General features: G+C 71.5%; 21 protein-coding genes. 12 read left to right on the top strand and 9 right to left on the bottom strand.

Features of this window, described 5'->3' with window-relative positions; translation table 11 throughout:
- The first annotated feature begins 254 nt into the window (after positions 1-254).
- The 7 genes from D7M15_RS14440 to trxA all read left to right on the top strand — a co-directional run bounded on the left by D7M15_RS14440 (position 255) and on the right by trxA (position 10,959).
- Complete coding sequence (locus D7M15_RS14440) at positions 255-2,795, top strand: DUF6049 family protein (protein WP_206337365.1); 2,541 nt, start codon at positions 255-257, stop codon at positions 2,793-2,795.
- A gap of 38 nt (positions 2,796-2,833) precedes the next feature.
- A complete protein-coding gene (gene murJ, locus D7M15_RS14435) occupies positions 2,834-5,359 on the top strand; it encodes a murein biosynthesis integral membrane protein MurJ (RefSeq protein WP_121517886.1) in 2,526 nt (841 codons plus the stop codon).
- A 132-nt stretch (positions 5,360-5,491) separates the two neighbouring features.
- Positions 5,492-7,576, top strand: a complete 2,085-nt coding sequence (locus D7M15_RS14430) for a protein kinase family protein (RefSeq protein ID WP_121517885.1) — start codon at positions 5,492-5,494, stop codon at positions 7,574-7,576.
- 62 nt (positions 7,577-7,638) lie between these two features.
- Positions 7,639-8,373, top strand: coding sequence for an RNA polymerase sigma factor SigM (gene sigM / locus D7M15_RS14425; protein WP_121517884.1), 735 nt, complete (start codon positions 7,639-7,641; stop codon positions 8,371-8,373).
- Positions 8,370-9,365 carry a zf-HC2 domain-containing protein gene (locus D7M15_RS14420; RefSeq protein ID WP_121517883.1) on the top strand — a complete coding sequence of 332 codons (996 nt, stop codon included), beginning with the start codon at positions 8,370-8,372 and terminating at the stop codon, positions 9,363-9,365. The genes sigM and D7M15_RS14420 overlap by 4 nt, the downstream gene beginning before the upstream one ends.
- Positions 9,366-9,572: 207 nt before the next feature.
- Entirely contained in the window at positions 9,573-10,562 is a 990-nt protein-coding gene (gene trxB, locus D7M15_RS14415; protein WP_121517882.1) for a thioredoxin-disulfide reductase, read from the top strand.
- Positions 10,563-10,629: 67 nt separating this feature from the next.
- Positions 10,630-10,959, top strand: a complete 330-nt coding sequence (trxA, locus tag D7M15_RS14410) for a thioredoxin (RefSeq protein WP_121517881.1) — start codon at positions 10,630-10,632, stop codon at positions 10,957-10,959.
- Between the two features lie 65 nt (positions 10,960-11,024).
- Here the strand turns inward: trxA and D7M15_RS14405 are convergent, their stop codons facing one another.
- The 9 genes from D7M15_RS14405 to rpmH all read right to left on the bottom strand — a co-directional run bounded on the left by D7M15_RS14405 (position 11,025) and on the right by rpmH (position 17,548).
- Complete coding sequence (locus D7M15_RS14405) at positions 11,025-11,642, bottom strand: GNAT family N-acetyltransferase (protein ID WP_121517880.1); 618 nt, start codon at positions 11,640-11,642, stop codon at positions 11,025-11,027.
- 36 nt (positions 11,643-11,678) lie between these two features.
- A complete protein-coding gene (locus tag D7M15_RS14400) occupies positions 11,679-12,893 on the bottom strand; it encodes a ParB/RepB/Spo0J family partition protein (RefSeq protein WP_121517879.1) in 1,215 nt (404 codons plus the stop codon).
- Positions 12,890-13,984, bottom strand: coding sequence for a ParA family protein (locus D7M15_RS14395; RefSeq protein WP_121517878.1), 1,095 nt, complete (start codon positions 13,982-13,984; stop codon positions 12,890-12,892). Before D7M15_RS14395 ends, D7M15_RS14400 begins: the two co-directional genes overlap by 4 nt.
- A gap of 351 nt (positions 13,985-14,335) precedes the next feature.
- Positions 14,336-15,064 carry a 16S rRNA (guanine(527)-N(7))-methyltransferase RsmG gene (gene rsmG / locus D7M15_RS14390; protein WP_121517877.1) on the bottom strand — a complete coding sequence of 243 codons (729 nt, stop codon included), beginning with the start codon at positions 15,062-15,064 and terminating at the stop codon, positions 14,336-14,338.
- A complete protein-coding gene (locus D7M15_RS14385) occupies positions 15,061-15,561 on the bottom strand; it encodes a R3H domain-containing nucleic acid-binding protein (RefSeq protein ID WP_121517876.1) in 501 nt (166 codons plus the stop codon). Before D7M15_RS14385 ends, rsmG begins: the two co-directional genes overlap by 4 nt.
- A gap of 14 nt (positions 15,562-15,575) precedes the next feature.
- Complete coding sequence (gene yidC, locus D7M15_RS14380; protein WP_121517875.1) at positions 15,576-16,730, bottom strand: membrane protein insertase YidC; 1,155 nt, start codon at positions 16,728-16,730, stop codon at positions 15,576-15,578.
- A gap of 3 nt (positions 16,731-16,733) precedes the next feature.
- Positions 16,734-17,024, bottom strand: a complete 291-nt coding sequence (gene yidD / locus D7M15_RS14375) for a membrane protein insertion efficiency factor YidD (RefSeq protein ID WP_121517874.1) — start codon at positions 17,022-17,024, stop codon at positions 16,734-16,736.
- Positions 17,021-17,386 carry a ribonuclease P protein component gene (gene rnpA, locus D7M15_RS14370; protein WP_121517873.1) on the bottom strand — a complete coding sequence of 122 codons (366 nt, stop codon included), beginning with the start codon at positions 17,384-17,386 and terminating at the stop codon, positions 17,021-17,023. The genes yidD and rnpA overlap by 4 nt, the downstream gene beginning before the upstream one ends.
- A 24-nt stretch (positions 17,387-17,410) precedes the next feature.
- Positions 17,411-17,548, bottom strand: a complete 138-nt coding sequence (rpmH, locus tag D7M15_RS14365) for a 50S ribosomal protein L34 (RefSeq protein WP_016906158.1) — start codon at positions 17,546-17,548, stop codon at positions 17,411-17,413.
- Between the two features lie 383 nt (positions 17,549-17,931).
- On the opposite strand from rpmH, the gene dnaA reads away from it, so the two are divergent.
- The 5 genes from dnaA to D7M15_RS14335 all read left to right on the top strand — a co-directional run bounded on the left by dnaA (position 17,932) and on the right by D7M15_RS14335 (position 24,753).
- Positions 17,932-19,740, top strand: coding sequence for a chromosomal replication initiator protein DnaA (dnaA, locus tag D7M15_RS14360; RefSeq protein ID WP_121520781.1), 1,809 nt, complete (start codon positions 17,932-17,934; stop codon positions 19,738-19,740).
- A gap of 970 nt (positions 19,741-20,710) precedes the next feature.
- Entirely contained in the window at positions 20,711-21,841 is a 1,131-nt protein-coding gene (dnaN, locus tag D7M15_RS14350) for a DNA polymerase III subunit beta (RefSeq protein ID WP_121517872.1), read from the top strand.
- A 174-nt stretch (positions 21,842-22,015) separates the two neighbouring features.
- Positions 22,016-22,897 (top strand): phosphogluconate dehydrogenase (NAD(+)-dependent, decarboxylating), encoded by an 882-nt coding sequence (gene gnd, locus D7M15_RS14345; RefSeq protein ID WP_121517871.1) that lies wholly within the window; start codon positions 22,016-22,018, stop codon positions 22,895-22,897.
- Positions 22,898-22,982: 85 nt separating this feature from the next.
- Entirely contained in the window at positions 22,983-24,140 is a 1,158-nt protein-coding gene (recF, locus tag D7M15_RS14340) for a DNA replication/repair protein RecF (RefSeq protein WP_121517870.1), read from the top strand.
- Positions 24,133-24,753 (top strand): DciA family protein, encoded by a 621-nt coding sequence (locus D7M15_RS14335; RefSeq protein ID WP_121517869.1) that lies wholly within the window; start codon positions 24,133-24,135, stop codon positions 24,751-24,753. The genes recF and D7M15_RS14335 overlap by 8 nt, the downstream gene beginning before the upstream one ends.
- Positions 24,754-24,867 lie beyond the last annotated feature (114 nt).

The raw sequence follows: 24,867 nt of genomic DNA, 5'->3' as shown, positions 1-24,867 counted from the left end.
GGAGCCCTCGGGCCGCGCGGACCGCGGGGGCCGCTGCTCTGTCTGCTGGCTGTCATCGTTGGCGTTCGGCACAGCAGAACAGGTTACGTTGACCTCTGCCGGGCCGTGTCCGGGCGTCCCCCGGTGGATCATGGACCGCGGGGAGACGGCCCCGGCACTTCGCGCCGATGGGGATCGTTACCATCAGGGGCTCAGGACCACCACACACCCACGACGGAACGACGGGACGGACAAGCGTGGCCGAGGCGGCTGAGATGCGAGGCACCCCGACCGCTCCCGCCCGCGGCAGACTGCGGCGGGCGGCGGTGTCCGCGCTCGTCTCCGTGCCGCTGCTGTGCGCCCTTCTCCCGGCCGGGACCGCCACCGCCGCCTCTCCCGACGCCCGGCCGCAGACGCGGCCCCAGGCAGCGGCCCAGGAGGCCGTACGGACGGCGGGGGCGGCGCGGCAGGACGCGCGGCAGCAGACGGGCGCCCAACTCACCGCGCAGAAGCGGCAGAACGCGCCGACCGGCTCCCGTACGACGGAGATCTCCCTCGACCGGCTGACCCCCTCCGTCCCCGGAAAGGGCGACACCCTCACCGTCTCCGGCACGGTCACCAACAAGAGCGACCGGGCCGTGAGCAGCGGCGAGATCGGCCTCCGCGTCGGCCCCGCCATGAACAGCCGCAGCGCGATCGACGAGGTCGCGCGCCGCAAGGGGTACGCGCCGGGCGCGGACGGCACCGCGGTCGACGGCCACCGCGCGAAGACGGCGCTGCTCCCGGCGGGCGTCTCGCGGAAGTTCAGCATGAAGGTGCCCGTCGGGGACCTCGACCTCGGTGGCAGCGGCGTCTACCAGCTGAGCGTGACCCTCACCGCGCACACCAAGGCGCAGCCGTACGACCAGGTCATGGGCGTGGAGCGGACGTTCCTGCCCTGGCGGACGTCCGCGTCCTCCCCGAAGACGAAGCTGACGTACCTCTGGCCGCTCGTCTCCACCTCCCACCTCACCGCCCGCACCGAGTCCGACGAGCAGCAGACGTCCGTCTTCCGCGACGACGACCTGGCCGAGGCGATCGGCCCCGGCGGTCGCCTCCAGCAGATGGTGGAGCTGGGCGCCGACCTGCCGGTGACCTGGGTCGTCGACCCGGACCTGCTGGCGAGCGTCGACGCCATGACGAAGTCGTACGAGGTGCGGACCGGCGACGAGGGCGAGCCGGGCAAGGGGCAGGCCGCCGCGAGACAGTGGCTGAAGGACCTCCAGGACGCGGTCCGCGGCAAGAAGGTCGTCGCGCTGCCGTTCGCCGACCCCGACCTGGCGTCCCTCGCGCACCGCGGGCGCGCCGTGCCGGGCGCGCTGAGCCGGCTGCGGCCCGCGACGGAGCTGGCGTCGGACACCGTCGAGGTCATCCTGCACACCAAGCCCAGCACGGACTTCGCCTGGCCGTACGAGGGCGCGCTCGACTCGTCCGTCGTCCAGGTCGCGACGTCCGGCGGCGCGCACCACGTCATCGGGCGCAGCGACAGCTTCCAGGAGAGCGGCGGCGTCCCGTACACCCCGACGGCCGCGCGGCCGATCGGCGGCGGCACCACCGCCGTGGTGGCCGACCACCGGTTGTCGACGGCGTTCGACCGGGACCTGTCGGGCGCCGGGGCGTCCACGCAGGCGGTGCAGCAGTTCCTCGCCGAGACCCTGGCCATCGCGGACCAGGTGCCGAACCAGCAGCGCAGCATCGTCGTCGCACCGCAGCGGATGCCGACCGGTTCGCAGGTACGGGCGATGGCGCAGGCGGTCGAGGCGCTCTCCGGCGGTGGCGGCTGGACGCAGGCCGTCGACCTCACCGAGGCGGCGAAGGCCAAGCCGGACCCGGCGGCGCGGCGTACGGTGCCGGGCGGCGGCGAGTACCCGAGGGCGCTGCGCGGGCAGGAGCTGCCGACGAGCGCGTTCGAGCAGATCCAGCGGACGCAGGTCAAGCTGGCGGACTTCAGCGAGATCCTGTCCCGCAAGGACCGTGTGATGCCCCCGTTCGGGAACGCCATAGACCGGGAGATCTCCAACTCCTGGCGCGGGGAGCGCACCGACGCCGCGAACTTCCGCGCTTCCGTGCAGAGTTACCTCGACGACCTCACCGAGGAGGTCGGCCTGATCCCCAAGTCCGACCTGACGCTGTCCGGGCGCAGCGCCACGATCCCCGTCACGGTGCAGAACAACCTGCGCCAGGACGTCAACGGCCTGGTCCTGCGGCTCACGTCGAGCCGCACCATCGGTCTGGAGGTCGGGGACGAGCAGCCCGTGGTCGTCACCGGCGGGCACAGCCAGTCGGTGAAGTTCGGCTCGACCGCCAAGGCCAACGGCCTCACGACCGTGACCGCGCAGCTCTACACCAAGGAGGGCAAGCCGTACGGTCCCCCGATGACGTTCCAGGTCAAGGTCACCTCCATCACCTCGACGGTGCTGCTGGTGATCGCGGTGGGCGTGCTGCTCGTGGTCCTGGCGGGCATCCGGATGTACACGCAGCGCAAGCGCCGCAGCGCGGCGGAGGACGCGACGGCGGAGGCGGGCGCGGAGACCGGCACGGCCCCCGAGGCCCCGGAAGCCGCCGACACGCGGCCGGAGCCGGACGCGGACGCCACCGGAAGTGTCGGCGCCGCCCCGGCGGCCGGGTCGGTACGGGAGCCGAACACCCCCTCGGAACCGTCCTCTTCACCGTCGGAGGTGTCCGGGCACCCGCCCGAGCACCCGGGTGAGCGGGGCGCGGACACCTCCGGGGAAAGCAGCGGCCCGCGGGACACGGGTGAGAAAGTGGACCGTTGAGTCAGCTGGCCGAGCACGGGCAGGGGTAGGTAGCGAAGATGAACGCGCCGTACGACGGTGATCGTGGTGGCGGCCATCAGCCGCCCGACGACCCGTATGCGCAGCAGCCCTACGCCGACGACCCGTACGCCCGGCCCCCGCACCCGGAGTACGGCGATCCGCGCGGCGACCACGCCCAGGACCCGTACGCCCCCGACCCCCGCGCGGGCTACGGTCAGGACCCGCACGGGCAGGGGCAGTTCGACCACGACCCGTACGGCGGGCCGCCGCGGGGCGGGGACCCGTACGGCCAGGACCCGTACGCCCGCGACGCGTACGGGCCGGACCCGTACGCGCAGGGCGGCCACGGGCAGAACGCCTACGCCCCGGACCCGGACCCGTACCCGCAGGGCGCGTACGGCGAGGAGGCGTACAAGCGCGACCCGTACCTCGGCGGCCCCTCGCCGGACCAGGCGACGCACCACCTGCGGCCCCACGACCGGCAACCTCCGCCCCAGCAGCCGCCCCACCACGACCCGCGCGCGCAGCAGTACCAGCCGCCGCCCCCGGGCCCGTACGGCCCCGACCCGCGCCACTGGGCACCCGCGCCGACGCCGCCGCACACCGAGGGCGTCTCGCAGTACATGCCGTACGGCGACGACCCGGCGACCGTCCAGTTCACGGGCCTCGACGACCTGCTGACCCAGGCACCGCGCATGCCGCACGGCGGCGCGGGCCACGGCTACGAGCAGGACCCCGGCGGCGGGTACGGCGCGCCGTCGGGCACCAAGCCGAACCCGGAGGACGCGTTCGCGCACCTCTTCCGCGACCAGCAGCCCGCCAGCTCCCGCCCGCCGGGCGACCCCGCCGCGACCGGCGCCCCGCCCCCCTCCGGCGACGGGCCGGGCCGTACCGAGGCACCGGCACCGGAGCCGCCGCGTTCCGGGGGCAAGGCCGCCGGGCTGCTCAAGTCCAGCGCCATCATGGCGGCGGGCACCATGGTGTCCCGGCTCACCGGCTTCGTCCGCTCCGCGCTGATCCTCGTGGCGCTCGGCGCGACGACCCTCGGTGACACGTACCAGCTGGCCATCACGCTGCCCACGATGATCTACATCCTCACCGTCGGCGGAGGCCTCAACTCCGTCTTCGTGCCGCAGCTCGTCCGCGCCATGAAGGAGGACGAGGACGGCGGCGAGGCGTACGCCAACCGCCTGCTGACGCTGGTCGCCGTCATCCTCGGCGTGCTCGCCGTGGTCGCCGTGGTCGCCGCGCCGGTCCTGGTCAAGCTGATGTCGGTGAAGATCGCGAACGACCCGCAGTCGAACGAGATCGCCGTCACCTTCGTCCGCTACTGCCTGCCGTCGATCTTCTTCATGGGCATCCACGTCGTCATGGGCCAGATCCTCAACGCCCGCGGCCGCTTCGGCGCGATGATGTGGACGCCGGTCCTCAACAACGTCGTCATCATCTTCACCATCGCCCTCTTCCTCTGGGTGTACGGCTCCGCCAGCCACTCCGCGCTGGACGTGGAGACGATCCCGCCCGAGGGCGTACGGCTGCTGGGCGTGGGCACCCTGCTGGGCCTGGTCACGCAGTCGCTGGCGATGGTCCCGTACCTGCGCGCCGCCGGCTTCCGGATCAGGCCGCGCTTCGACTGGCGCGGGCACGGCCTCGGGCGGGCGGCGAAGCTCGCCAAGTGGACCGTGGCGTTCGTCCTCGCCAACCAGGCCGGGGTCCTCGTCGTCACGCAGCTGTCCACCTGGGCCGGTGACGTCGCCTCCGACGACGGCCACCCCGGCACCAACTACATCGCGTACTCGAACGCGCAGCTCATCTGGACCATGCCGCACGCGATCATCACCGTCTCGGTGATGGCGGCGCTGCTGCCGCGGCTGGCGCGCGCCGCCAGCGACGGCGACACCGGCGCCGTGCGCGACGACATCTCGCAGGGCCTGCGGAACTCGGCCGTCGCCATCGTGCCCATCGCCTTCGGCTTCGTCGCCCTCGGCATCCCGATGTGCACGTTCATCTTCGGCTCGGCGGGCGCGGACGGCGCGCGGGCCATCGGCTACATGCTGATGGCCTTCGGCCTCGGCCTCATCCCGTACTCGGTGCAGTACATCGTGCTCCGCGCCTTCTACGCGTACGAGGACACGCGCACGCCCTTCTACAACACCGTCATCGTGGCCGTCGTCAACGCCGCCGCCTCCGGACTGTGCTTCCTGCTGCTGCCCGCCCGCTGGGCGGTCGTCGGCATGGCGGCGTCGTACGGGCTGGCGTACATCATCGGCGTACGCATCGCCTGGCGGCGGCTCAGCGCCCGGCTCGGCGGCGACCTGGACGGCGCACGCGTCGTCCGCACCTTCGCCCGGCTGTGCGGCGCCAGCGTCCCGGCGGCCCTGGCGTCGGGCGGCGCCGCGTACGCCGTGACGGGCGCGCTGGGCAGCGGGCTGATCGGATCGGTGTGCTCGCTGCTCGCGGGCGGGCTGACGCTGGGCGTCGTCTTCGTCCTGGCGGGCAAGCGGATGCGCATCGAGGAGATGAACGCCATGGTCGGCATGGTCCGGGGCAGACTCGGCAGATGACCCGGTAAGGCGGGGCGCGAGCACAACCATCGACCGCCACCGTGTGTCGTGCATAACGGCGGACCGTAGGCACAATGGGATCCGGCTGTTCCTCGGAAACGGCCGCAATGGAATGGGGAGGCAGGAACGACGGTGGCGGAACGGAGCACAGCTGCCGTCGACGTGGCCAGCACCAGCGGTGAGCAGATGCCGCAGTCCGGCGAGACGGGCGGAGCCACGGGCGACGGTTCGACCGAAGGGCACAACGGCAGGGACCGCACGGAGCGCGCGGCGGACGGAACGTCCGGGGGGAGCGCGGCGGCGGAGCGCGGGGACGCCGACCGCGACGGCGCGCGACGCGGGGAGCCGGAGCACGGGGACACGAACGGGTCAGCTGAGACCGCTCCCACGACACCGCTGGAGCCGATCCCGGAAGCGGAGCCCGAGGCGGAAGCCCGTGGCGGTGCGACCGGTTCCGACGCCACCACCACCGCCACCGCCACCGTCACCACGACTGCCGACGACGGCGACGCCCGTACCGCACAGCTCGCCCCGGCCGACGGCCAAGCGCCGACCGCCCCGATCGACGCGGTCGCCCCGACGCTCGTGGCGCCGTCCGTCGCGGGCCCGACGGCCACCGCCGACACCACCTCCGCGTCCACCGCCGACGCCCCCACCACCGCGTCCGCGCCCGCCGCCACCACCACTGCCGCTCCCCTCGCGCCACCCGAGCTGCACAGCGGGCACAAGCTCGCCAAGCGCTACCGCCTGGAGGAGTGCGTCACCCGCCTCGACGGCTTCAGCAGCTGGCGCGCCGTCGACGAGAAGCTGCGCCGCGCCGTCGGCGTCCACCTGCTCCCCTCCGACCACCCGCGCGCCCGCCCGGTGCTCGCCGCCGCCCGCTCCGCCGCGCTCCTCGGCGACCCCCGGTTCGTCCAGGTCCTGGACGCCGTCGAGGACGACGACCTCGTCTACGTCGTGCACGAGTGGCTCTCCGACGCCACCCCGCTGACCGAGGTCCTCGCGGCCGCCCCGCTCCCCGCCCACGAGGCGTACGAACTGGTGTCCCAGCTCGCGCAGGCGCTCACCGCCGCGCACCGCGAGGGGCTGGCGCATCTGCGCCTCACCCCGGGATCCGTCCTGCGCACCGGCTCCGGTCAGTACCGCGTCCGCGGCCTCGCCGTGAGCGCCGCCCTCCGCGGCACCACCAGTGAGCACCCGCAGCGCACCGACACCGAGGCGATCGGCGCCCTGCTGTACGCCGCGCTGACGCAGCGCTGGCCGTACGAGGAGGACGCGTACGGCCTCGGCGGCGTCGGCAGCCTCGACATGGGGACGCTGCTGCCGCCCGAGCAGGTCCGGGCGGGCGTCCACCGCGGCCTGTCCGAGCTGGCGATGCGCGCGCTCGTCAACGACGGCGCCACCGCGTCCCGGCAGGAGCAGCCGTGCGCGACCCCGGAGGAGCTGCGTACGGCCGTCGCCGCCCTTCCCCGTATCCGTCCGCCGGAGCAGAGCTTCGACGTCCCCCCGCCGTACCAGCGCACGACGCGCCAGCAGGGCGTGTACGCCGCGGGCGGCCGGATGGGCGGCGGGCCGGGGGCGGTTCCGCCCGAGGCCACACCGCCCGCGCTGCCGGGCCGTACGGGCAAGGCGCTGAAGTGGGGCGTCTCCGCGCTGCTCATCGTGGCGCTGGGGCTGGGCAGTTGGCAGGTCGCCGACACCCTGATGAACGGCGACACCTCCGGCGGCTCCGGCCAGTCGGAGCAGGCCGACCAGGAGCCCGTGGGCAACACCCCCATCAAGATCGTCGAGGCCAAGGACTTCGATCCGATGGGCGACGGCTCGGAGAATCCGGCGACCGTTCCGGACGCGTACGACGGCGACCCCGACACGTTCTGGTACACGCGGAACTACTACGGCCAGCCCGACTTCGGCAAGCTCAAGCCCGGCGTCGGGCTGATCCTGGACCTCGGGAAGGCCCAGGATGTCGGAGGCGTGAAGGTGCAGTTCCAGGGGCAGACGTCCGCCGAGCTGCTTGCCGCGCCCGAGGGGACGACCACCATGCCCGCCTCGTACGACGGTTTCCGCAAGCTCACCGCGAAGACCGGCGAAAGCCTCGCCTACGAGGCGGAGAAGCCGGTCACCACGCGGTACGTTCTGGTCTGGCTCACCAAGCTCCCGCTGGCGACCGACGGGAACTACCGTGGCCGCATCACGGAAGTCAGCGTCTCGGGCTGACCTCCGTGCAGGACCGCCGTGCGTGACCGGCCGGCGGAGCGACGGAAGGGGGTGCTGCCAGGATGACCGACGACGGTGCGCGCGCGTCCGCTCCGGGCACTGCCGCACCGGATGACCGGGAACTGCTGGCGCGACATGTCGCGGGGGACCCCGATGCGTTCGGGGAGATCGTCCGACGGCACCGCGACCGGCTCTGGGCCGTGGCCCTGCGGACGTTGGGGGACCGGGAGGAGGCGGCCGACGCGGTGCAGGACGCGCTGATCTCGGCGTACCGCGCGGCGCACACGTTCCGCGGCCAGTCGGCCGTCACGACCTGGCTGCACCGCATCACCGTGAACGCCTGCCTCGACCGCGTCCGCAAGGCCGCGTCGCGACGCAGCTCGCCCACGGACGACACGGAACGCCTGGAGCAGCTCCTCGACCCCGAGGAGTCCGCGGCCGTCCCCGCCGAACGGCAGGACCTCCACCGCCAGCTCCTCGCCGCACTCGCGCAGCTCCCGGTGGAACAGCGCGCGGCACTCGTCCTCGTCGACATGCAGGGCTATCCGGTGGCCGAGGCGGCCGCCGTCCTGGACACGGCGGTGGGCACCGTGAAGAGCCGCTGTGCCCGGGGGCGCGCCCGGCTGCTCCCGCTGGTGTCGCACCTGCGGCCGGACGGCTCCGTACGAGACGAATCCCCTCCACCCGACGAGGGAGGGAACCCGGGCGGGGCGGCATCCGTCCCACCCTCGAGAAGTATCCGGAAGGGTTTCCGTGGGTCAGGCGCAGTGAAGGGCGGAGGTGGCACCGGCACATGACATCCCCTTCGATTCCGTTCGGCACGGACGAACATCCCGAAGTCGAGGAGATCTCGGCGCTCACCGAGGGCCAACTGGACGCGGAACGCAGTAGCGTCCTCCGCGCCCACCTCGCGGGCTGCCCGCTCTGTGCCGACGTGAGAGCGTCCCTCGACGAGATCCGCGGCCTCCTCGGCTCCGTACCGGGCCCGGCGAGAATGCCGGAGGACGTCGCGCAGCGCATCGACGCGGCACTCGCGGCGGAGGCCCTGCTGAACGCCGCCGCGTCGCACGAATCCACCGACGGCGGCGACGGCGCCGTTTCACGTGAAACGGAGACGGTGTCCGACGTCGTGGCACCGGCGGACCGGATCTCCGGGCACGTCGCAGCACGGGGCGATGTTTCACGTGAAACGGGCCGTCGCAGCGCGAGCCGACCCCCCGGACGTTCGCACGCGACCACCGGCCCCGGCCGGAGCCGCGCACCGCGCCGGTGGCGTACGACCCTGCTCGCCGCCGCGGGTGCCATGGCCGCCCTCGGACTCGGCGCCGTCATCGTGCAGGGTGTCTCGGGCGGCTCGTCCGACAGCTCCCAGACGGCGGACGGCGGCTCGCCCCCGAAGAACTCCTCGGGCGACAACCAGGAGAGCAGTACGGACGCTCTTGGCAAGCAGGTACGCGCCCTGGTCAACGAGAGCGACTTCGCTCCGGGTTCGTCCAGTGCGCCGAAGGCCGAGACGAACCCGACGCCCGGCGAAGGCACCCCGCTCCGGGGCGACGGAGCCACCACCTTGCCCAGCTGCGTACGGGAGGGCATCGGCCGCGCCGAGGCGCCTCTCGCCGTGGATCCGGCCGCACAGTACAAGGGCAGCGCCGCGTATCTGGTCGTCCTGCCGCACTCCGGTGACTCCCGCTACGTGGACGCGTACGTCGTCGACCCCGGCTGCGTCTCGGCCTCCGCCGAGGGGAAGCCGGGCGAGGTCCTCACGAAGCACACGTACGCGCGCGACTGATCCGCCCGACGGCGGTGGCCCGGCTCGGCCCGGCGCACTCCGGCTTCGGCCGAGGAGCGCCGGGCCGAGCCGTCGGCGTACGACTCCGGCACCTCGTCCGGGTGCACCGCTGCCGTACGGGAATGTCTCCCCCGTAGGATCGGTTGGGTGGGGTGAAAGCCTTGCCAAGCAATCCAGACCCGCAGTCGGCAGACAAGGAAGGCTCCTGTGAGCGACGTCCGTAACGTGATCATCATCGGTTCGGGGCCCGCGGGCTACACCGCCGCGCTCTACACCGCCCGCGCGTCGCTGAAGCCCCTTGTCTTCGAGGGCTCGGTCACCGCTGGTGGCGCGCTCATGAACACGACCGAGGTGGAGAACTTCCCCGGCTTCAGCGAGGGCATCCTCGGCCCGGACCTGATGGACCAGATGCGCGCGCAGGCGGAGCGTTTCGGCGCGGAGCTGGTCGCCGACGACGTCTCCGCCGTCGACTTCTCGGGTGAGATCAAGACGGTCACCGACTCCGAGGGCACCGTGCACCGGGCCCGTACGGTGATCGTGTCCACCGGCTCGCAGCACCGCAAGCTCGGTCTCCCCCAGGAGGACGAGCTGTCCGGACGCGGTGTCTCGTACTGCGCCACGTGTGACGGCTTCTTCTTCCGCGAGCAGGACATCGTCGTGGTCGGCGGCGGCGACACCGCGATGGAGGAGGCCACGTTCCTCTCCCGCTTCGCCAAGACCGTCACCATCGTCCACCGTCGGGACACCCTGCGCGCCTCGAAGGCGATGCAGGAGCGTGCCTTCGCCGACCCGAAGATCAACTTCGCGTGGAACAGCGAGGTCGCGGAGATCCACGACAAGGACGGCAAGCTGGCCAGCCTGACTCTGCGCGACACGACGACGGGCGAGACCTCCGCACTCGCGGCCACCGGCTTGTTCGTCGCCATCGGCCACGACCCGCGTACGGAACTCTTCGAGGGCGTCCTCGAGTTCGACGACGAGGGCTACCTGGTGGTCGACTCGCCCTCGACCCGGACGAAGGTCCCCGGCGTGTTCGCGGCCGGTGACGTCGTGGACCACACGTACCGGCAGGCGATCACCGCGGCGGGCACCGGATGTTCCGCCGCTCTGGACGCCGAGCGGTATCTCGCCGCCCTGGCCGACGGCGCCTCCTCGCCGGAGTCGACCCCCGAGCCGGACAAGGTCGCCGCCGTCTGACCCGGCTACCGCTGTAGCCCTTCGCCCGCACAGACATAGAGACACACAGGAAAAGAGGAGAACTACCATGGCCGGTGCCACCGTGACCGCGACCGACGCCAACTTCGAGGAGCTGGTCCTCAACAGCGACAAGCCCGTGCTGGTCGACTTCTGGGCCGCCTGGTGCGGTCCGTGCCGTCAGATCGCGCCGTCACTCGAAGCGATCGCCGCGGAGAACAGCGAGGCGCTGACGGTCGTCAAGCTCAACATCGACGAGAACCCCGCCGTGGCCGCCAAGTACGGCATCATGTCCATCCCGACGATGAACGTCTACAAGGGCGGCGAGGTCGTACGGACCATCGTCGGCGCGAAGCCGAAGGCCGCCCTGGAGCGCGACCTGGCCGACTTCATCGGCTGATCGTTTCACGTGAAACGGGACCCGTCCTCAGGGACGGGTCCCGTTTCGTATTTCCGGAGCCGCCCTCACAGCGGCCGGAGCGCGGGCTCCTTCTGCACCGCGCCCAGCAGCTGGTCCAGCGCCCGTTCGACATCCTGCTTCCAAGAGACCGTCGACCGCAGCTCCAGCCTCAGCCGGGGGTACGCGAAGTGGGGCCGGACGGTCTTGAAGCCCACCGCCAGAAGATGATCGGCCGGCAGCAGACACCCCGGTTCCTTCCACCGCGCGTCACCGAACGCCTCGATGGCCTTGAAGCCGCGCCGCAGAACGTCCTTGGCCACGGTCTGCACGATCACCCGCCCCAGCCCCTGCCCCTGGTATCCCGGCATCAGCCACGCGGTCATCAGCTGCACGGCGTCGGGGGACACGGGACTCGTGGGGAAGTTGACGGAACGCGGTACGTACGCGGGCGGCGCGTACAGCACGAAGCCGACCGCCACGTCGTCCACGTAGACGACACGTCCGCACGAGCCCCATTCCAGCAGCACGCCCGAGATCCAGGACTCCTTCTCCAGATCCGGACGGCCCCCCTTGATCGCGGCTTCGCCGTTGACCGGGTCCAGCTCCCAGAAGACGCACTCACGGCAGCGCTTCGGCAGGTCCGGGAGGTTGTCCAGAGTGAGCGGAACAAGCTGACGCCCCATGGACACATCGTATCCATGGGGCGTCAGTTCCTCGCGTCACTGCCGGGCGTCGTCCCCGTCGTCCGCCGTGCCGCGCTCCGAGGCGGCGGCCTGCTCCACGTCAGCGTCGACGTCCTCGGCTGACAGCTGCTGTGCGAGGACACGACCCTCGCCCGGTGCCAGCTGGCCCAGAATCCGGTCCAGGTCGTCCATCGACGCGAACTCGACGACGATCTTGCCCTTCTTCTGCCCGAGGTCGACCTTCACGCGTGTCTCGAACCGGTCCGAGAGACGCCCCGCGAGCTGGTCGAGCGAGGGCGAGACCCGCTTCCCCGCTCGCGGCCCCTTGGACTTGGGCGTGCTCTTCGGGTCGGAGTTGAGGAGCGTGACGATCTCCTCGACGGCCCGTACCGACAGGCCCTCCGCCACGATGCGGTGCGCCAGGCGGTCCTGCTCATCGCTGTCGTCCACCGAGAGCAGGGCTCGCGCATGACCGGCCGACAGCACCCCGGCGGCGACCCGACGTTGGACGGAGGGAGAGAGGCGGAGCAGCCGCAGTGTGTTGGACACCTGCGGACGGGACCGCCCGATGCGGTCGGCCAGCTGGTCGTGCGTGCAGTTGAAGTCCTTGAGCAGCTGGTCGTACGCCGCCGCCTCCTCCAACGGGTTGAGCTGCGCCCGGTGCAGGTTCTCCAGCAGGGCGTCCAGCAGCAGCTTCTCGTCATCCGTGGCCCGTACGATCGCGGGGATCGCTTCGAGCCCGGCCTCACGGCAGGCACGCCAGCGGCGCTCGCCCATGATGAGTTCGTAGCGGCCCGGCGCCAACTGCCGTACCACCACGGGCTGGAGCAGACCCACCTCCGTGATGGACGCGACCAGCTCGGCGAGCGCGTCCTCGTCGAACACCTCGCGCGGCTGCCGCGGGTTGGGCGTGATCGAATCGAGCGGCAACTCCGCGAAGTGCGCGCCCGGTTCGCTGCCGGACAGCACCGCGGGCTCCCCAGCCCGTGCTCCCTCGGACGCCCCGTCCACCTGTCGTCCCGGCTGGGCCGCAGCTGTTTCACGTGGAACACCGGCCGCCGCGCCACTGTCGGGCAGCGTGGTGACCTTCGCCGCCGCCACTCCGCGTTCCGGTGTCAGCACCGGCACCGCCGAAGGCGACGTGGAACCCCGGCCGCCCGAAGCGCCGGCATCGGCCTCGTCCGACGGCTTCGGCGCGGCCGGAATCAGCGCGCCGAGCCCCCGCCCCAGTCCCCTACGTCGATCGCTCACTGGTTCCCCTCCGCGAGGCTCTGCTGCTGTGGCTGTTCCGACTGCGCGCTCGGGTCGCGCAGGGCGATCTCACGGGCCGCCTCCAGATAGGAGAGCGAGCCGCTGGAACCAGGATCGTAAGTCAGCACCGTCTGCCCGTAGCTCGGCGCCTCCGAGATACGGACCGAACGCGGGATGTTCGTCCGCAGCACCTCGCTGCCGAAGTGGCTGCGCACCTCCTCAGCCACCTGGGACGCCAACCGTGTGCGGCCGTCGTACATGGTGAGGAGGATCGTCGAGATACGCAGGTCCCGGTTGAGGTGACCACGGACCAGATCGACGTTGCGGAGGAGCTGGCCGAGCCCTTCCAACGCGTAGTACTCGCACTGGATCGGGATCAGCACCTCCGCACCGGCGACAAGGGCGTTGACCGTGAGGAGACCGAGGGAGGGCGGGCAGTCGATGAGGATGTAGTCCAACGGCTGCTCGTACGCCTCGATGGCCCGCTGCAAGCGGCTCTCTCTGGCCACCAGGGACACCAACTCGATCTCCGCACCGGCGAGGTCGATGGTGGCGGGGGCGCAGAAGAGACCTTCCACATCCGGTACGGGCTGCACGACCTCCGACAGGGGCTTGCTCTCGACCAGTACGTCGTAGATCGACGGCACCTCGGAGTGGTGGTCGATGCCCAGCGCGGTCGAGGCGTTTCCCTGCGGGTCGAGGTCGACCACGAGTACGCGTGCACCGTGCAACGCCAGGGAGGCGGCGAGGTTCACGGTGGTGGTGGTCTTGCCGACGCCGCCCTTCTGGTTGGCGACGACCATCACGCGCGTGCGCTCGGGTCTGGGCAGCCGTTCACCGGCCTGATGCATCGCCTCGACGACCTGCTGGGCGGCTCTGCCCACCAGCTGCGGCGTCTGACCGGCCGGAGTCGGCGGTTGGGCAGCGAAGCTGGGGGCAGCGTCCATCGGAGGTGGCGTTTCACGTGAAACGTCCGTGGATTCGGTACGGGGACCGGGGACCGGATCGGCCATCGGCCCCGCGAAGTTGGCGTCGGACCGCAACGGTTCACTCTCCTCGGCAAGACCTCTTTGAGGTTCAAAGCCTGCCATGCTTTCGGGGTCGCGAACCAGCGAGCCCCTCTTCCCTGTGGATGAATCCGCCACAGAAGGCGTTCCTCGGTGAGTACGGGCACGTGGAGCAGCCGCCGCACGCCCACGACTGATGATTCCTTGCAGGAGAGAGCGTCGTTTCACGTGAAACACCATGCAGGCGCAGCGCTCACCGACCACGGCGACACTCCGCCCATGCGTAAGCTAAGCGCTTTTATGGAGTAACGCGGACCAACCGGTCGCCCAGCACCGGGCGCCTGCCACCAGACACCGCCTCATGACGAAGGGCCCGGAATCCCGGGCCCTCCCTGTGCCGCTCACTTCAACCCCTGCCGGGGTCCGCATCCGCGCTCAGCGCTGGCGCCGCCGCTTGCCCCGGGCCGTCTTCGCGGCCTTGGCGCGCTTCGCGGCGAACCGCACACCGCCGGGGCTCTCCCCGACCTCCGCCCGTACGATCGTCGCCTGCGGGTCCACCACGCCGGCACCGACCTGGATGACCGAGGTGTCGACGACGCCGAGCTTGTGCAGCGCCGCACGGGCGCCCTTCAGCTCCTCCGCGGCGGTGTCCCCCTTGATGGCCAGCATCTCGCCGTACGGCCGCAGCAGCGGCACGCCCCAGCCCGCGAGCCGGTCCAGCGGCGCCACCGCGCGGGCCGTCACCACCTGCACCGGCGGCAACGTGCCCAGCACCTCCTCGGCCCGCCCGCGCACGACCGTCACATGCTCCAGGCCGAGCACCTCGACGACCTCCTGGAGGAACGTCGTCCGCCGGAGCAGCGGCTCCAGCAGCGTGATCCGCAGGTCCGGCCGTACGAGCGCCAGGGGGATACCCGGCAGTCCGGCGCCCGAACCGACGTCGCAGACCGTCACGCCCTCCGGCACCAGCTCGCCCAGCACCGCGCAGTTCAGCAGGTGCCGCTCCCAGAGCCGGGGCACCTCGCGCGGGCCGATCAGTCCGCGTCGCACGCCCACGTCGGCGAGCAGCTCGCCGTACCGCTGCGCCGCCGAAAAGGAAGCGCCGAAGAACTCCCGCGCGACCTCGGGGGCAGGCGGCAGCTCCTCGGCGGGGCCCTGGCTCACGGAAGCACTACCACGCAGCGTTCCGGCTCCTCGCCCTCGGACTCGCTGCGCAGTCCGGCCTCGGCGACGGCGTCGTGCACGACCTTGCGCTCGAACGGCGTCATCGGGCGCAGCTTCACCGGCTCGCCGTTGCCCTTCGCCTCCTCGGCCGCCTTCGTACCCAGCTCCGTCAGCTCCTCGCGCTTCCGCGCGCGGAAGCCCGCGACGTCCAGCATCAGGCGGCTCCGCTCACCGGTCTCCCGGTGGACCGCCAGCCGCGTCAGCTCCTGGAGCGCCTCCAGGACCTCGCCCTCCCGGCCGACCAGCTTCTGGAGGTCGCGCCCGGAGCCGTCACTGATGATCGACACCGCGGCCCGGTCCGCCTCGACGTCCATGTCGATGTCACCGTCGAGGTCGGCGATGTCGAGGAGTCCCTCGAGGTAGTCGGCCGCGATCTCCCCCTCCTGCTCCAGCCGGGACAGGGTGTCGGTGCCCTCTGCGGAGGTCGTCTCCGTCACTGATGGACTCCTTCTTACTTCTTGGACTTGGCGGACTGCGGCTTCTTCTTGCCCTGCTGGCCGTGCGGCTTCTTCTGGCCTGAGGCGGACTTGCCCTGGCCCTGGGCGGCGGCCTTCTGCGTGGTCGCCGGCTTCCGCACCTCCGCCTTCGACGCGGCGGTCTGCTTGGCCCCCGCCGACGCCTGCGGCTGCTTCTCCAGGTCCGGCTTCCGCTCGGCCGCCGCGGTGCCACCGGCGACGGTGGTCTGCCGCTTCGCCTTGGTCTGCCGCTTCGGCTGGGTCCGCTTGGCGCGCGCTTCCTCGACGGCCTTCTTCGCCTGGACCTCTTCGGGGTCTTCCTTGATCTTGCCCTGGGCGCGCAGCTTCTCCTGGCGCTGCTGGAACGCGAGGCTGCCCGGTGTCGGGTTCCGCTTGATGACGAACATCTGCTGCCCGAGCGTCCACACGTTGGTGGTCAGCCAGTAGACGAGGACACCGACGGGGAAGTTGATGCCGAAGACGGCGAACATGATGGGGAAGACGTACATCAGCATCTTCTGCTGCTGCATGAACGGCGTCTTGACCGTCAGGTCGACGTTCTTCGTCATCAGCTGGCGCTGCGTGTAGAACTGCGACGCCGACATCAGCAGGATCATGACGACGGTGACGACGCGGACGTCGACCAGCGTGGCCGACAGCGACTCGACCTTCTCGGCGCCGTCCATGAACTTCGCGGCGATCGGGGCGCCGAAGACGTGCGCGTTACGGGCGCTGTCCACCTGCTCCGCGTCGAGCACGCCGACCGGGTGGTTGCCGGCGATCTTGTTGAGCACCTGGTAGAGCGCGATGAAGAACGGCGACTGCGCCAGGATCGGCAGGCAGCTGGAGAGCGGGTTGGTGCCCGTCTCCTTGTAGAGCTTCATCATCTCTTCGGACTGGCGCTGCTTGTCGCTCTTGTAGCGCTCCTGGATCGCCTTCATCCGCGGCTGGAGCGCCTGCATGTTCCGCGTCGACTTGATCTGCTTCACGAAGAGCGGGATCAGGCAGATACGGATCAGGATCACCAGCGAGACGATGGACAGACCCCAGGCCCAACCGCTGTCCTCGTCGAACGCAAGGCTGTACAGCTTGTGGAACTGGACGATGATCCAGGAAACAGCGGTATAGAGAGGACCGAGGATCGTGTCCACGAATCAGACTCCTTGGGCGTGGGACTGGGTCCGGTGCTGCTGCCAGCGGCCACGAAGCCTCTGGTGCCACACCGGACGCTTCCGGGCGGGGACGTGGTCGACGCCACCGGCCGACCACGGGTTGCAGCGCAGGATGCGCCAGGCGGTGAGCACCGTCCCCTTGACCGCGCCGTGCCGGTCGATCGCCCCGTATCCGTAGTGGGAGCACGACGGGTAGTACCGGCAGACCGGCCCCAGCATCGGGCTGATGGTCCACTGGTAGATCTTGATCAACCAGAGCAGCGGGTATTTCACGGTGCCCTCCCCAGCAACCGCTGCAACGCGGTGTCCAGGTCGCGGGCCAACTCCGCGTGGTCCGCGGTGCCCGCACCGGGCAGCGCCCGTACGACCACCAGGCTACCCGTAGGAAGTGAAGCGAGCCGGTCGCGTATGAGGTGCCTCAGGCGGCGCTTCACGAGGTTGCGCACGGTCGCCCCGCCGACGGCCTTGCTCACGACGAAACCCGCACGCGTCGGGGGAGGGACCTCCCCCGGCTCGTGCGGGTCCGTACGACGAAACAGGTGGACGACGAGCAGCGGACGACCGGCCTTGCGGCCTCGCCGTACCGCGGTCGCGAAGTCCTCGCGCCGCCTCAGCCGGTGCTCGGTAGGCAGCACGTCATGGACCTGTGGTCAGGCTGCTCAGGCCGACAGACGGGCACGGCCCTTGCTGCGCCGGTTCGCGACGATCGCACGACCGGCACGGGTGCGCATGCGCAGACGGAAGCCGTGGGTCTTGGCGCGGCGACGGTTGTTCGGCTGGAAAGTGCGCTTGCTCACTCGGGGGCTCCAGGAAAGCTTGAGTCTCGGTCGAGACGGGGCGTGGGGGAGCGTCGACCGGCTGTCACCGTGCGCCCACGAGAAGCTCGCAACGCCCGAGTGTGCACCGCGTGAACTTGCCCATCGGAGGCAGGCGGCAGCAGCCGTCGACAACTCGACCTCGATACGGTACGCGCGGCTGCGCCATCCGGTCAAACGAGCCCGTGGGGGGCCTCATCGGGCCAGTCGTGCACAGCCTGTGGACAACGACTTGTACGGTGCACCCAGCCCTGATTACCGTGGCTCAACCCCCGTTCCTTCCCGAGCGTCCCGAGAATCACACATTCGCGGGACTCGTCGCCTCCCAGAGTGAGCCCCGCCCAGCGAGATGAGAGAGCGTGCCCGTGGCCGATCTACCCGCAGACCTCGCCGCGGTCTGGCCACGCGTACTGGAACAGCTCCTCACCGACGGGCAGGGCATCGAGGCGAAGGACCAGCGGTGGCTCAAGGACTGCCAGCCGCTCGTGCTCGTCTCGGGCACGGCGCTGCTCGGGGTGCCCAACGAGTACGCGAAGGGCGTCCTGGAGGGCCGCCTCGCGCCGATGATCAGCGACGCGCTGAGCCGCGAGTGCCAGCAGTCGATCCGGCTCGCGATCACCGTCACCGGCCCCGCCGCCCCGGCGCCCACGCCCGCCGCCGCCCCGCCGTCGGCCCCGCAGAACGGGTCGCCCGCGGGCTCCGGCCCGCCGCAGCGTGAGCGCGGCTACGACACGCCGGAGCTGCCCAACCCCCGTTCCGCGTACCAGAGCTACGCGCAGCCGCCCGCCACCCAGCAGGGCGGCCCGCCGCACCACCACCAGCAGCACCAGCAGCAGCCGGAGTCCTGGCAGCACCAGCAGCGCCACGACCCGTACCCGGGGCCGCCGCAGCACCAGCAGTACGAGCAGCAGCGGTACGACCCGCCGCACTACGACCAGCAGGGGCAGCACGCGCCGCAGCACTCCCCGTACGACCAGTACGGATCGCAGCACGCGCCGCACCCGCAGCCGCAGATCCACCTCCCGCGCCAGGGCCAGCCGCCCGCGCCGCGCTACGACGGGCCGAGCCAGCTGCCCGCGCCCTCCGGCGCGCCCGGCCCGCTGGCCGCGCAGCCCGCGCCGGCGACCGGGCCGGGGGAGCCGACGGCGCGGCTCAACCCGAAGTACCTCTTCGACACCTTCGTCATCGGCGCCTCCAACCGCTTCGCGCACGCCGCCGCGGTGGCCGTCGCGGAGGCGCCCGCGAAGGCGTACAACCCGCTGTTCATCTACGGGGAGTCGGGGCTCGGCAAGACGCACCTGCTGCACGCGATCGGGCACTACGCCCGCAGCCTCTACCCGGGGACCCGGGTGCGGTACGTGAGCTCCGAGGAGTTCACGAACGAGTTCATCAACTCCATCCGCGACGGCAAGGCGGACGCGTTCCGCAAGCGCTACCGCGACATGGACATCCTGCTCGTCGACGACATCCAGTTCCTGGCGAGCAAGGAGTCGACGCAGGAGGAGTTCTTCCACACCTTCAACACCCTGCACAACGCGAACAAACAGATCGTGCTCTCCTCCGACCGGCCGCCGAAGCAGCTGGTGACGCTGGAGGACCGGCTGCGCAACCGTTTCGAGTGGGGTCTCATCACGGACGTCCAGCCGCCGGAGCTGGAGACCCGGATCGCGATCCTCCGGAAGAAGGCGGTGCAGGAGCAGCTGAACGCGCCGCCGGAGGTGCTGGAGTTCATCGCCTCGCGCATCTCCCGCAACATCCGGGAGCTGGAGGGCGCGCTCATCCGCGTCACGGCGTTCGCGAGTCTCAACCGGCAGCCGGTGGACCTCGGTCTCACCGAGATCGTGCTGAAGGACCTGATCCCCGGCGGCGAGGACGCGTCCCCGGAGATCACGGCGTCGGACATCATGGCCGCCACCGCCGACTACTTCGGGCTCTCCGTGGACGACCTGTGCGGTTCCTCGCGCAGCCGGGTGCTGGTGACGGCGCGGCAGATCGCGATGTACCTGTGCCGGGAGCTGACGGACCTGTCGCTGCCGAAGATCGGCGCGCAGTTCGGCGGCCGCGACCACACGACGGTGATGCACGCCGACCGCAAGATCCGCGCGCTGATGGCGGAGCGGCGGTCCATCTACAACCAGGTCACGGAGCTGACCAACCGCATCAAGAACGCCTGACGCGTACGGCGTACGGCTGCGGCGGACGTCCCCGGGCGGCGCGATGCCGCGTATGTCTCCGCGTATGTCCCGTGCCTGCCTCGCCGTGCTCCCTCTCGCGGTACGCGCCCGCCGCACCGGCACGCGTACGGCGCCGTCCCCTCCCCGCGTACGACTCGTGCCGTACGCCTGCCTCCGTACGTCTCCCGTACGCCGTCCGCCGCCCGCCCGCGGCCCTCCCGCGCCCCCGTCATGCCGGACGGGGGCGCTTCGCGTTGTTCGAATCGCCTGCTCACGGGCCCCGAAGTCCACAGGAAATCGCCGGAAGCGGCGTCCACACCCTGGGGACCGGCGAGTTGTCCAGAAACCCTCCACAGGCGCGTCCGCTGCGAGAGGATCTTGGGAGGTCAGACGGCTGGGGATTTGTGGGCGAAGACTTTCCACAGGCTGTGGACGGATCGGTCGTGCACAGGCGGCCCAAGATGTTGTCCACCGGCCGCCCACAGCAAACATGGGGTTGTCCCCAGCTTCTCCACAGCCCTGTCCACTGTTCGGCAACGCGGCACGGCTTCTCATCCGTCCGGGTGAATCAGGTCACAGGGACCCCGCCTGATGCCCTGTGGGGAAGTCCTCGAAACCTGTGGGTGGGGCTGTGGGCAAGTCACCCGGAGCTGTGCACGGCATGTGCAGAACTTTCCGGCGTCCACAGGAACCGCTGTCCGTCCACCGGTCCGCCCACAGGGCGCGGTGGACAAAATCTGGAGGCTGACCAGGGAAAAGGGAGTTATCCACGGTTTCCACAAGCCCTACTACTACGACCACCTAGAGTCAGCCCGGGAAACGAATCGAAGTGGGTGCTGTGCACAACTCGACCTCGGGCCGTCGTACCCACCCGGCACCGACTTGACCCTCATGGCTCCCGGCTGTCAGTGCGGTGCGTCAGACTGGACCCCGGCAAGAGGCCAGCAGCAAGAGCAGGAGGCGGCTGAAGGTGAAGATCCGGGTAGAGCGCGACGTACTCGCTGAGGCAGTGGCGTGGACCGCCAAGAGCCTCCCCGCTCGTCCACCGGTGCCGGTCCTGGCGGGGCTGCTGCTGAAGGCGGAGGAAGGCGCACTGAGCCTGTCGGGCTTCGACTACGAGGTCTCGTCACGCGTCTCGGTCGAGGCCGAGGTCGAGGAGGACGGCACGGTCCTCGTGTCCGGTCGGCTGCTCGCCGACATCTGCCGCTCCCTGCCGAACCGCCCGGTGGAGATCTCCACCGACGGCGTCCGCGCCACGGTGGTCTGCGGCTCGTCGCGGTTCACCCTCCACACACTGCCTGTGGAGGAGTATCCGGCGCTGCCGGAGATGCCGACCGCGACCGGCACGGTGCCCGGCGAGGTGTTCGCCGCCGCCGTCAGCCAGGTCGCCATCGCCGCCGGACGCGACGACACCCTGCCGGTGCTCACGGGTGTACGGATCGAGATCGAGGGCGACACCGTCACCCTCGCCTCCACCGACCGCTACCGCTTCGCGGTCCGCGAGTTCCTGTGGAAGCCGGAGACCCCGGACACCTCGTCGGTGGCGCTGGTGCCCGCCAAGACGCTGCTGGACACGGCCAAGTCGCTGAGCAGCGGCGAGAGCGTCTCGCTGGCGCTGTCGGGCGCGGGTGCCGGCGAGGGCCTGATCGGTTTCGAGGGCGCCGGGCGGCGTACGACGACGCGGCTGCTCGAAGGGGACCTGCCGAAGTACCGCACGCTGTTCCCCACGGAGTTCAACTCCGTCGCGGTGATCGAGACGGCGCCGTTCGTCGAGGCGGTGAAGCGCGTCGCGCTGGTGGCCGAGCGGAACACCCCGGTCCGGCTGAGCTTCGAGCAGGGCGTGCTGACCCTGGAGGCCGGTTCGAGCGACGACGCACAGGCTGTGGAGCGCGTGGACGCGGAGTTGGAGGGCGACGACGTGTCGATCGCCTTCAACCCCGGCTTCCTGCTGGAGGGCCTGAGCGCGATCGACTCGCCGGTGGCCCAGCTCTCCTTCACCACGTCGACGAAGCCCGCGCTGCTCACCGGCCGGCCCGCGAAGGACGTCGAGGCGGACGACGCGTACAAGTACCTGATCATGCCGGTGCGGTTGAGCGGTTAGCCGCCACGCGGGCCGTCCCCCGGGACGCCCATCACCCGCGCCGCCGGGACGGGTTCGGCGGCCGGTCGGTGCGTACGGCTGAGCGGCCGGGCCCACAGGTGTGCGCGCGGCCCCGGGCGTACGCTCGTAGCCAGCCAGTGAAGCCATGCAGCAGCACCGAAGGAAGGCGCCACAATGGAGCTCGGTCTCGTCGGCCTGGGCAAGATGGGCGGCAACATGCGCGAGCGCATCCGCCGCGCGGGCCACACCGTCGTCGGATACGACCGCGACCCGGCGCTCGCCGACGTCCACAGCCTCACGGAGCTGGTGGAGAAGCTCGAAGGCCCGCGCGTGGTCTGGGTGATGGTCCCCGCCGGAGCCGCCACGCAGTCGACCGTGGACGAGTTGGCCGAGCTGCTGTCGCCGGGTGACATCGTCGTGGACGGCGGCAACTCCCGCTGGACGGACGACGAGAAGCACGCCGAGGAGCTGAAGGCCAAGGGCATCGGCTTCGTCGACTGCGGCGTCTCGGGCGGCGTCTGGGGCCTGGAGAACGGCTACGCGCTGATGTACGGCGGCGACGCCGAGCACGTCGCCACGGTGCAGCCGGTCTTCGACGCGCTGAAGCCGGAGGGCGAGTTCGGCGCGGTCCACGCGGGCAAGGTCGGCGCCGGGCACTTCGCGAAGATGGTCCACAACGGCATCGAGTACGCGATGATGCAGGCCTTCGCGGAGGGCTGGGAGCTGCTGGAGGCCGCGGACTCCGTCACGGACGTGCGCGAGGTCTTCCGCTCCTGGCAGGAGGGCACGGTCATCCGCTCCTGGCTGCTCGACCTGGCGGTGAAGGCGCTGGACGACGACGAGCACCTGGCGGAGCTGCGGGGGTACGCGGCGGACTCCGGCGAGGGCCGTTGGACGGTGGAGGCGGCGATCGACAACTCGGTGCCGCTGCCCGCGATCACCGCTTCGCTGTTCGCCCGCTTCTCGTCGCGGCAGGAGGACTCGCCGCAGATGAAGATGATCGCCGCCCTGCGGAACCAGTTCGGCGGGCACGCGGTGGAGCGCCCCGGCAAGTAGCGGCCGCGGAGCGGGAAGCAGCGGAGAAGCAGGCGGCGGGCCGCGTACGGGCGCCGCCGCCCCTCAGGGAGGTCAGCGCGCAACCGTGCACGTCACGCATCTGTCACTGGCCGACTTCCGGTCGTACGCCCGCGCCGAGGTCGCGCTCGGGCCGGGCGTCACGACGTTCGTGGGCCCGAACGGCCAGGGGAAGACCAATCTCGTCGAGGCCGTCGGCTATCTCGCGACGCTCGGCAGCCACCGCGTCTCCTCGGACGCGCCGCTGGTACGGATGGGCGCGGAGCGCGCGGTCGTACGGGCGACGGTCCGGCAGGGCGACCGGCAGCAGCTGATCGAGCTGGAGCTGAACCCGGGGCGGGCGAACCGGGCGCGGGTGAACCGTTCCGCCCAGGTGCGGCCGCGGGACGTGCTGGGGATCGTACGGACGGTGCTGTTCGCGCCGGAGGACCTGAGCCTGGTGAAGGGCGACCCGGGGGAGCGCCGCCGGTTCCTCGACGAGCTGGTGACGGCGCGCGCGCCGCGCATGGCGGGAGTGCGCGCGGACTACGACCGGGTGCTCAAGCAGCGGAACACGCTGCTGCGTTCGGCGTCGACGTCCCGCCGCCGGTCGGGTCGCCGCGCGGCCGCCGCGGACGGCGGCGCCTCCGCCGGGGGCGGCGCCGAGCTGGCGACGCTCGACGTGTGGGACCAGCATCTGGCGCGCGCGGGCGCGGAGTTGCTGGCGCAGCGCTTCGCGCTGGTCGCCGCGCTCCAGCCGCTGGCGGACAAGGCGTACGAGCAGCTGGCGCCCGGCGGCGGGCCGGTGGCGCTGGAGTACCGCTGCCCGGTGGAGGCCGGTTCGCGCGAGGAGCTGTACGAGCGGCTGCTGGCGGCGCTGGCGGAGGCGCGCGGACAGGAGCTGGAGCGGGGCGTCACGCTCGTCGGCCCGCACCGGGACGATCTGCTGCTGCGGCTGGGGCAGTTGCCCGCGAAGGGGTACGCGAGCCACGGCGAGTCCTGGTCGCTGGCGCTGGCCCTGCGGCTGGCGTCGTACGAGCTGCTGAAGGCCGAGGGCAACGAGCCGGTGCTGGTCCTGGACGACGTGTTCGCGGAGCTGGACGTGCAGCGTCGGGAGCGGTTGGCGGAGCTGGTGGCGGCGGGTGAGCAGGTGCTGGTGACGGCGGCGGTGGCGGCGGACGTGCCGGAGCCGCTGGCGGGCACGCGGTACGCGGTGGCGGCGGGCGAGGTGTCCCGCGATGAGTGAGGCGGGCGGTCCCGAGGAGCCCGGCGCCGGAGCGCCCGCGTCCGGTACGCCCGCGTCCGGCGGCCCGGCGGAGTCGTCCGGACCTGAGTCGCCCGCGCCCCAGCCGCCCGTGCCCGAGCCGTCCGGCGTCGACCTGGCGCGCGTCGCGCTCCGCGCGGCGAAGGAGCGGGCGCGCGAGCGCGGCGACGCGGCGCGGCAGAAGAAGCAGGCGCGCCGTACGGGGCTGCGTTCGGGCTCCGGCCGGGACGGGCGGGACCCGCTGCCGCTGGGCGCGGCGGTGAGCAGGCTGATCACGGAACGCGGCTGGGAGGCCCCGGCCGCGGTCGGCGGCGTGATGGGCCGCTGGCCGGAGCTGGTGGGCCCGGAGGTGGCGCAGCACTGCGAGCCGCAGCGGTACGACGAGGAGGAGCGGAGCCTGCTGGTCCGCTGCGACTCGTCGGCGTGGGCGACGCAACTGCGCCTGCTGGCGCCGCGGTTGGTGGCCCGGCTGAACGAGGAGCTGGGCCAGGGCACGGTCCGCATGCTGAAGGTCCGCGGCCCGGAGGCCCCCGCCCGCGGGTACGGGCGGTTGCGCGCGCCGGGCAGTACGGGTCCGGGTGACACGTACGGCTGACATCCGCCGGGTACGGGGGCCGGGGCGGGCCGCCCGCGAGGGGCGTACGGGCGCGGGCGTACGGCGCCCGCACCGGTGGGCGTTCGCGCTGGCGCCCGTACCGGCGTACGTGCT

Source organism: Streptomyces sp. Z26 (assembly GCF_003665095.1).
In the GTDB taxonomy this organism is placed as follows: Bacteria; Actinomycetota; Actinomycetes; order Streptomycetales; family Streptomycetaceae; genus Streptomyces; species Streptomyces phytohabitans.
Note: the sequence above shows the minus strand (reverse complement) of the source record. Positions and strands in the feature narration are given on the sequence as shown.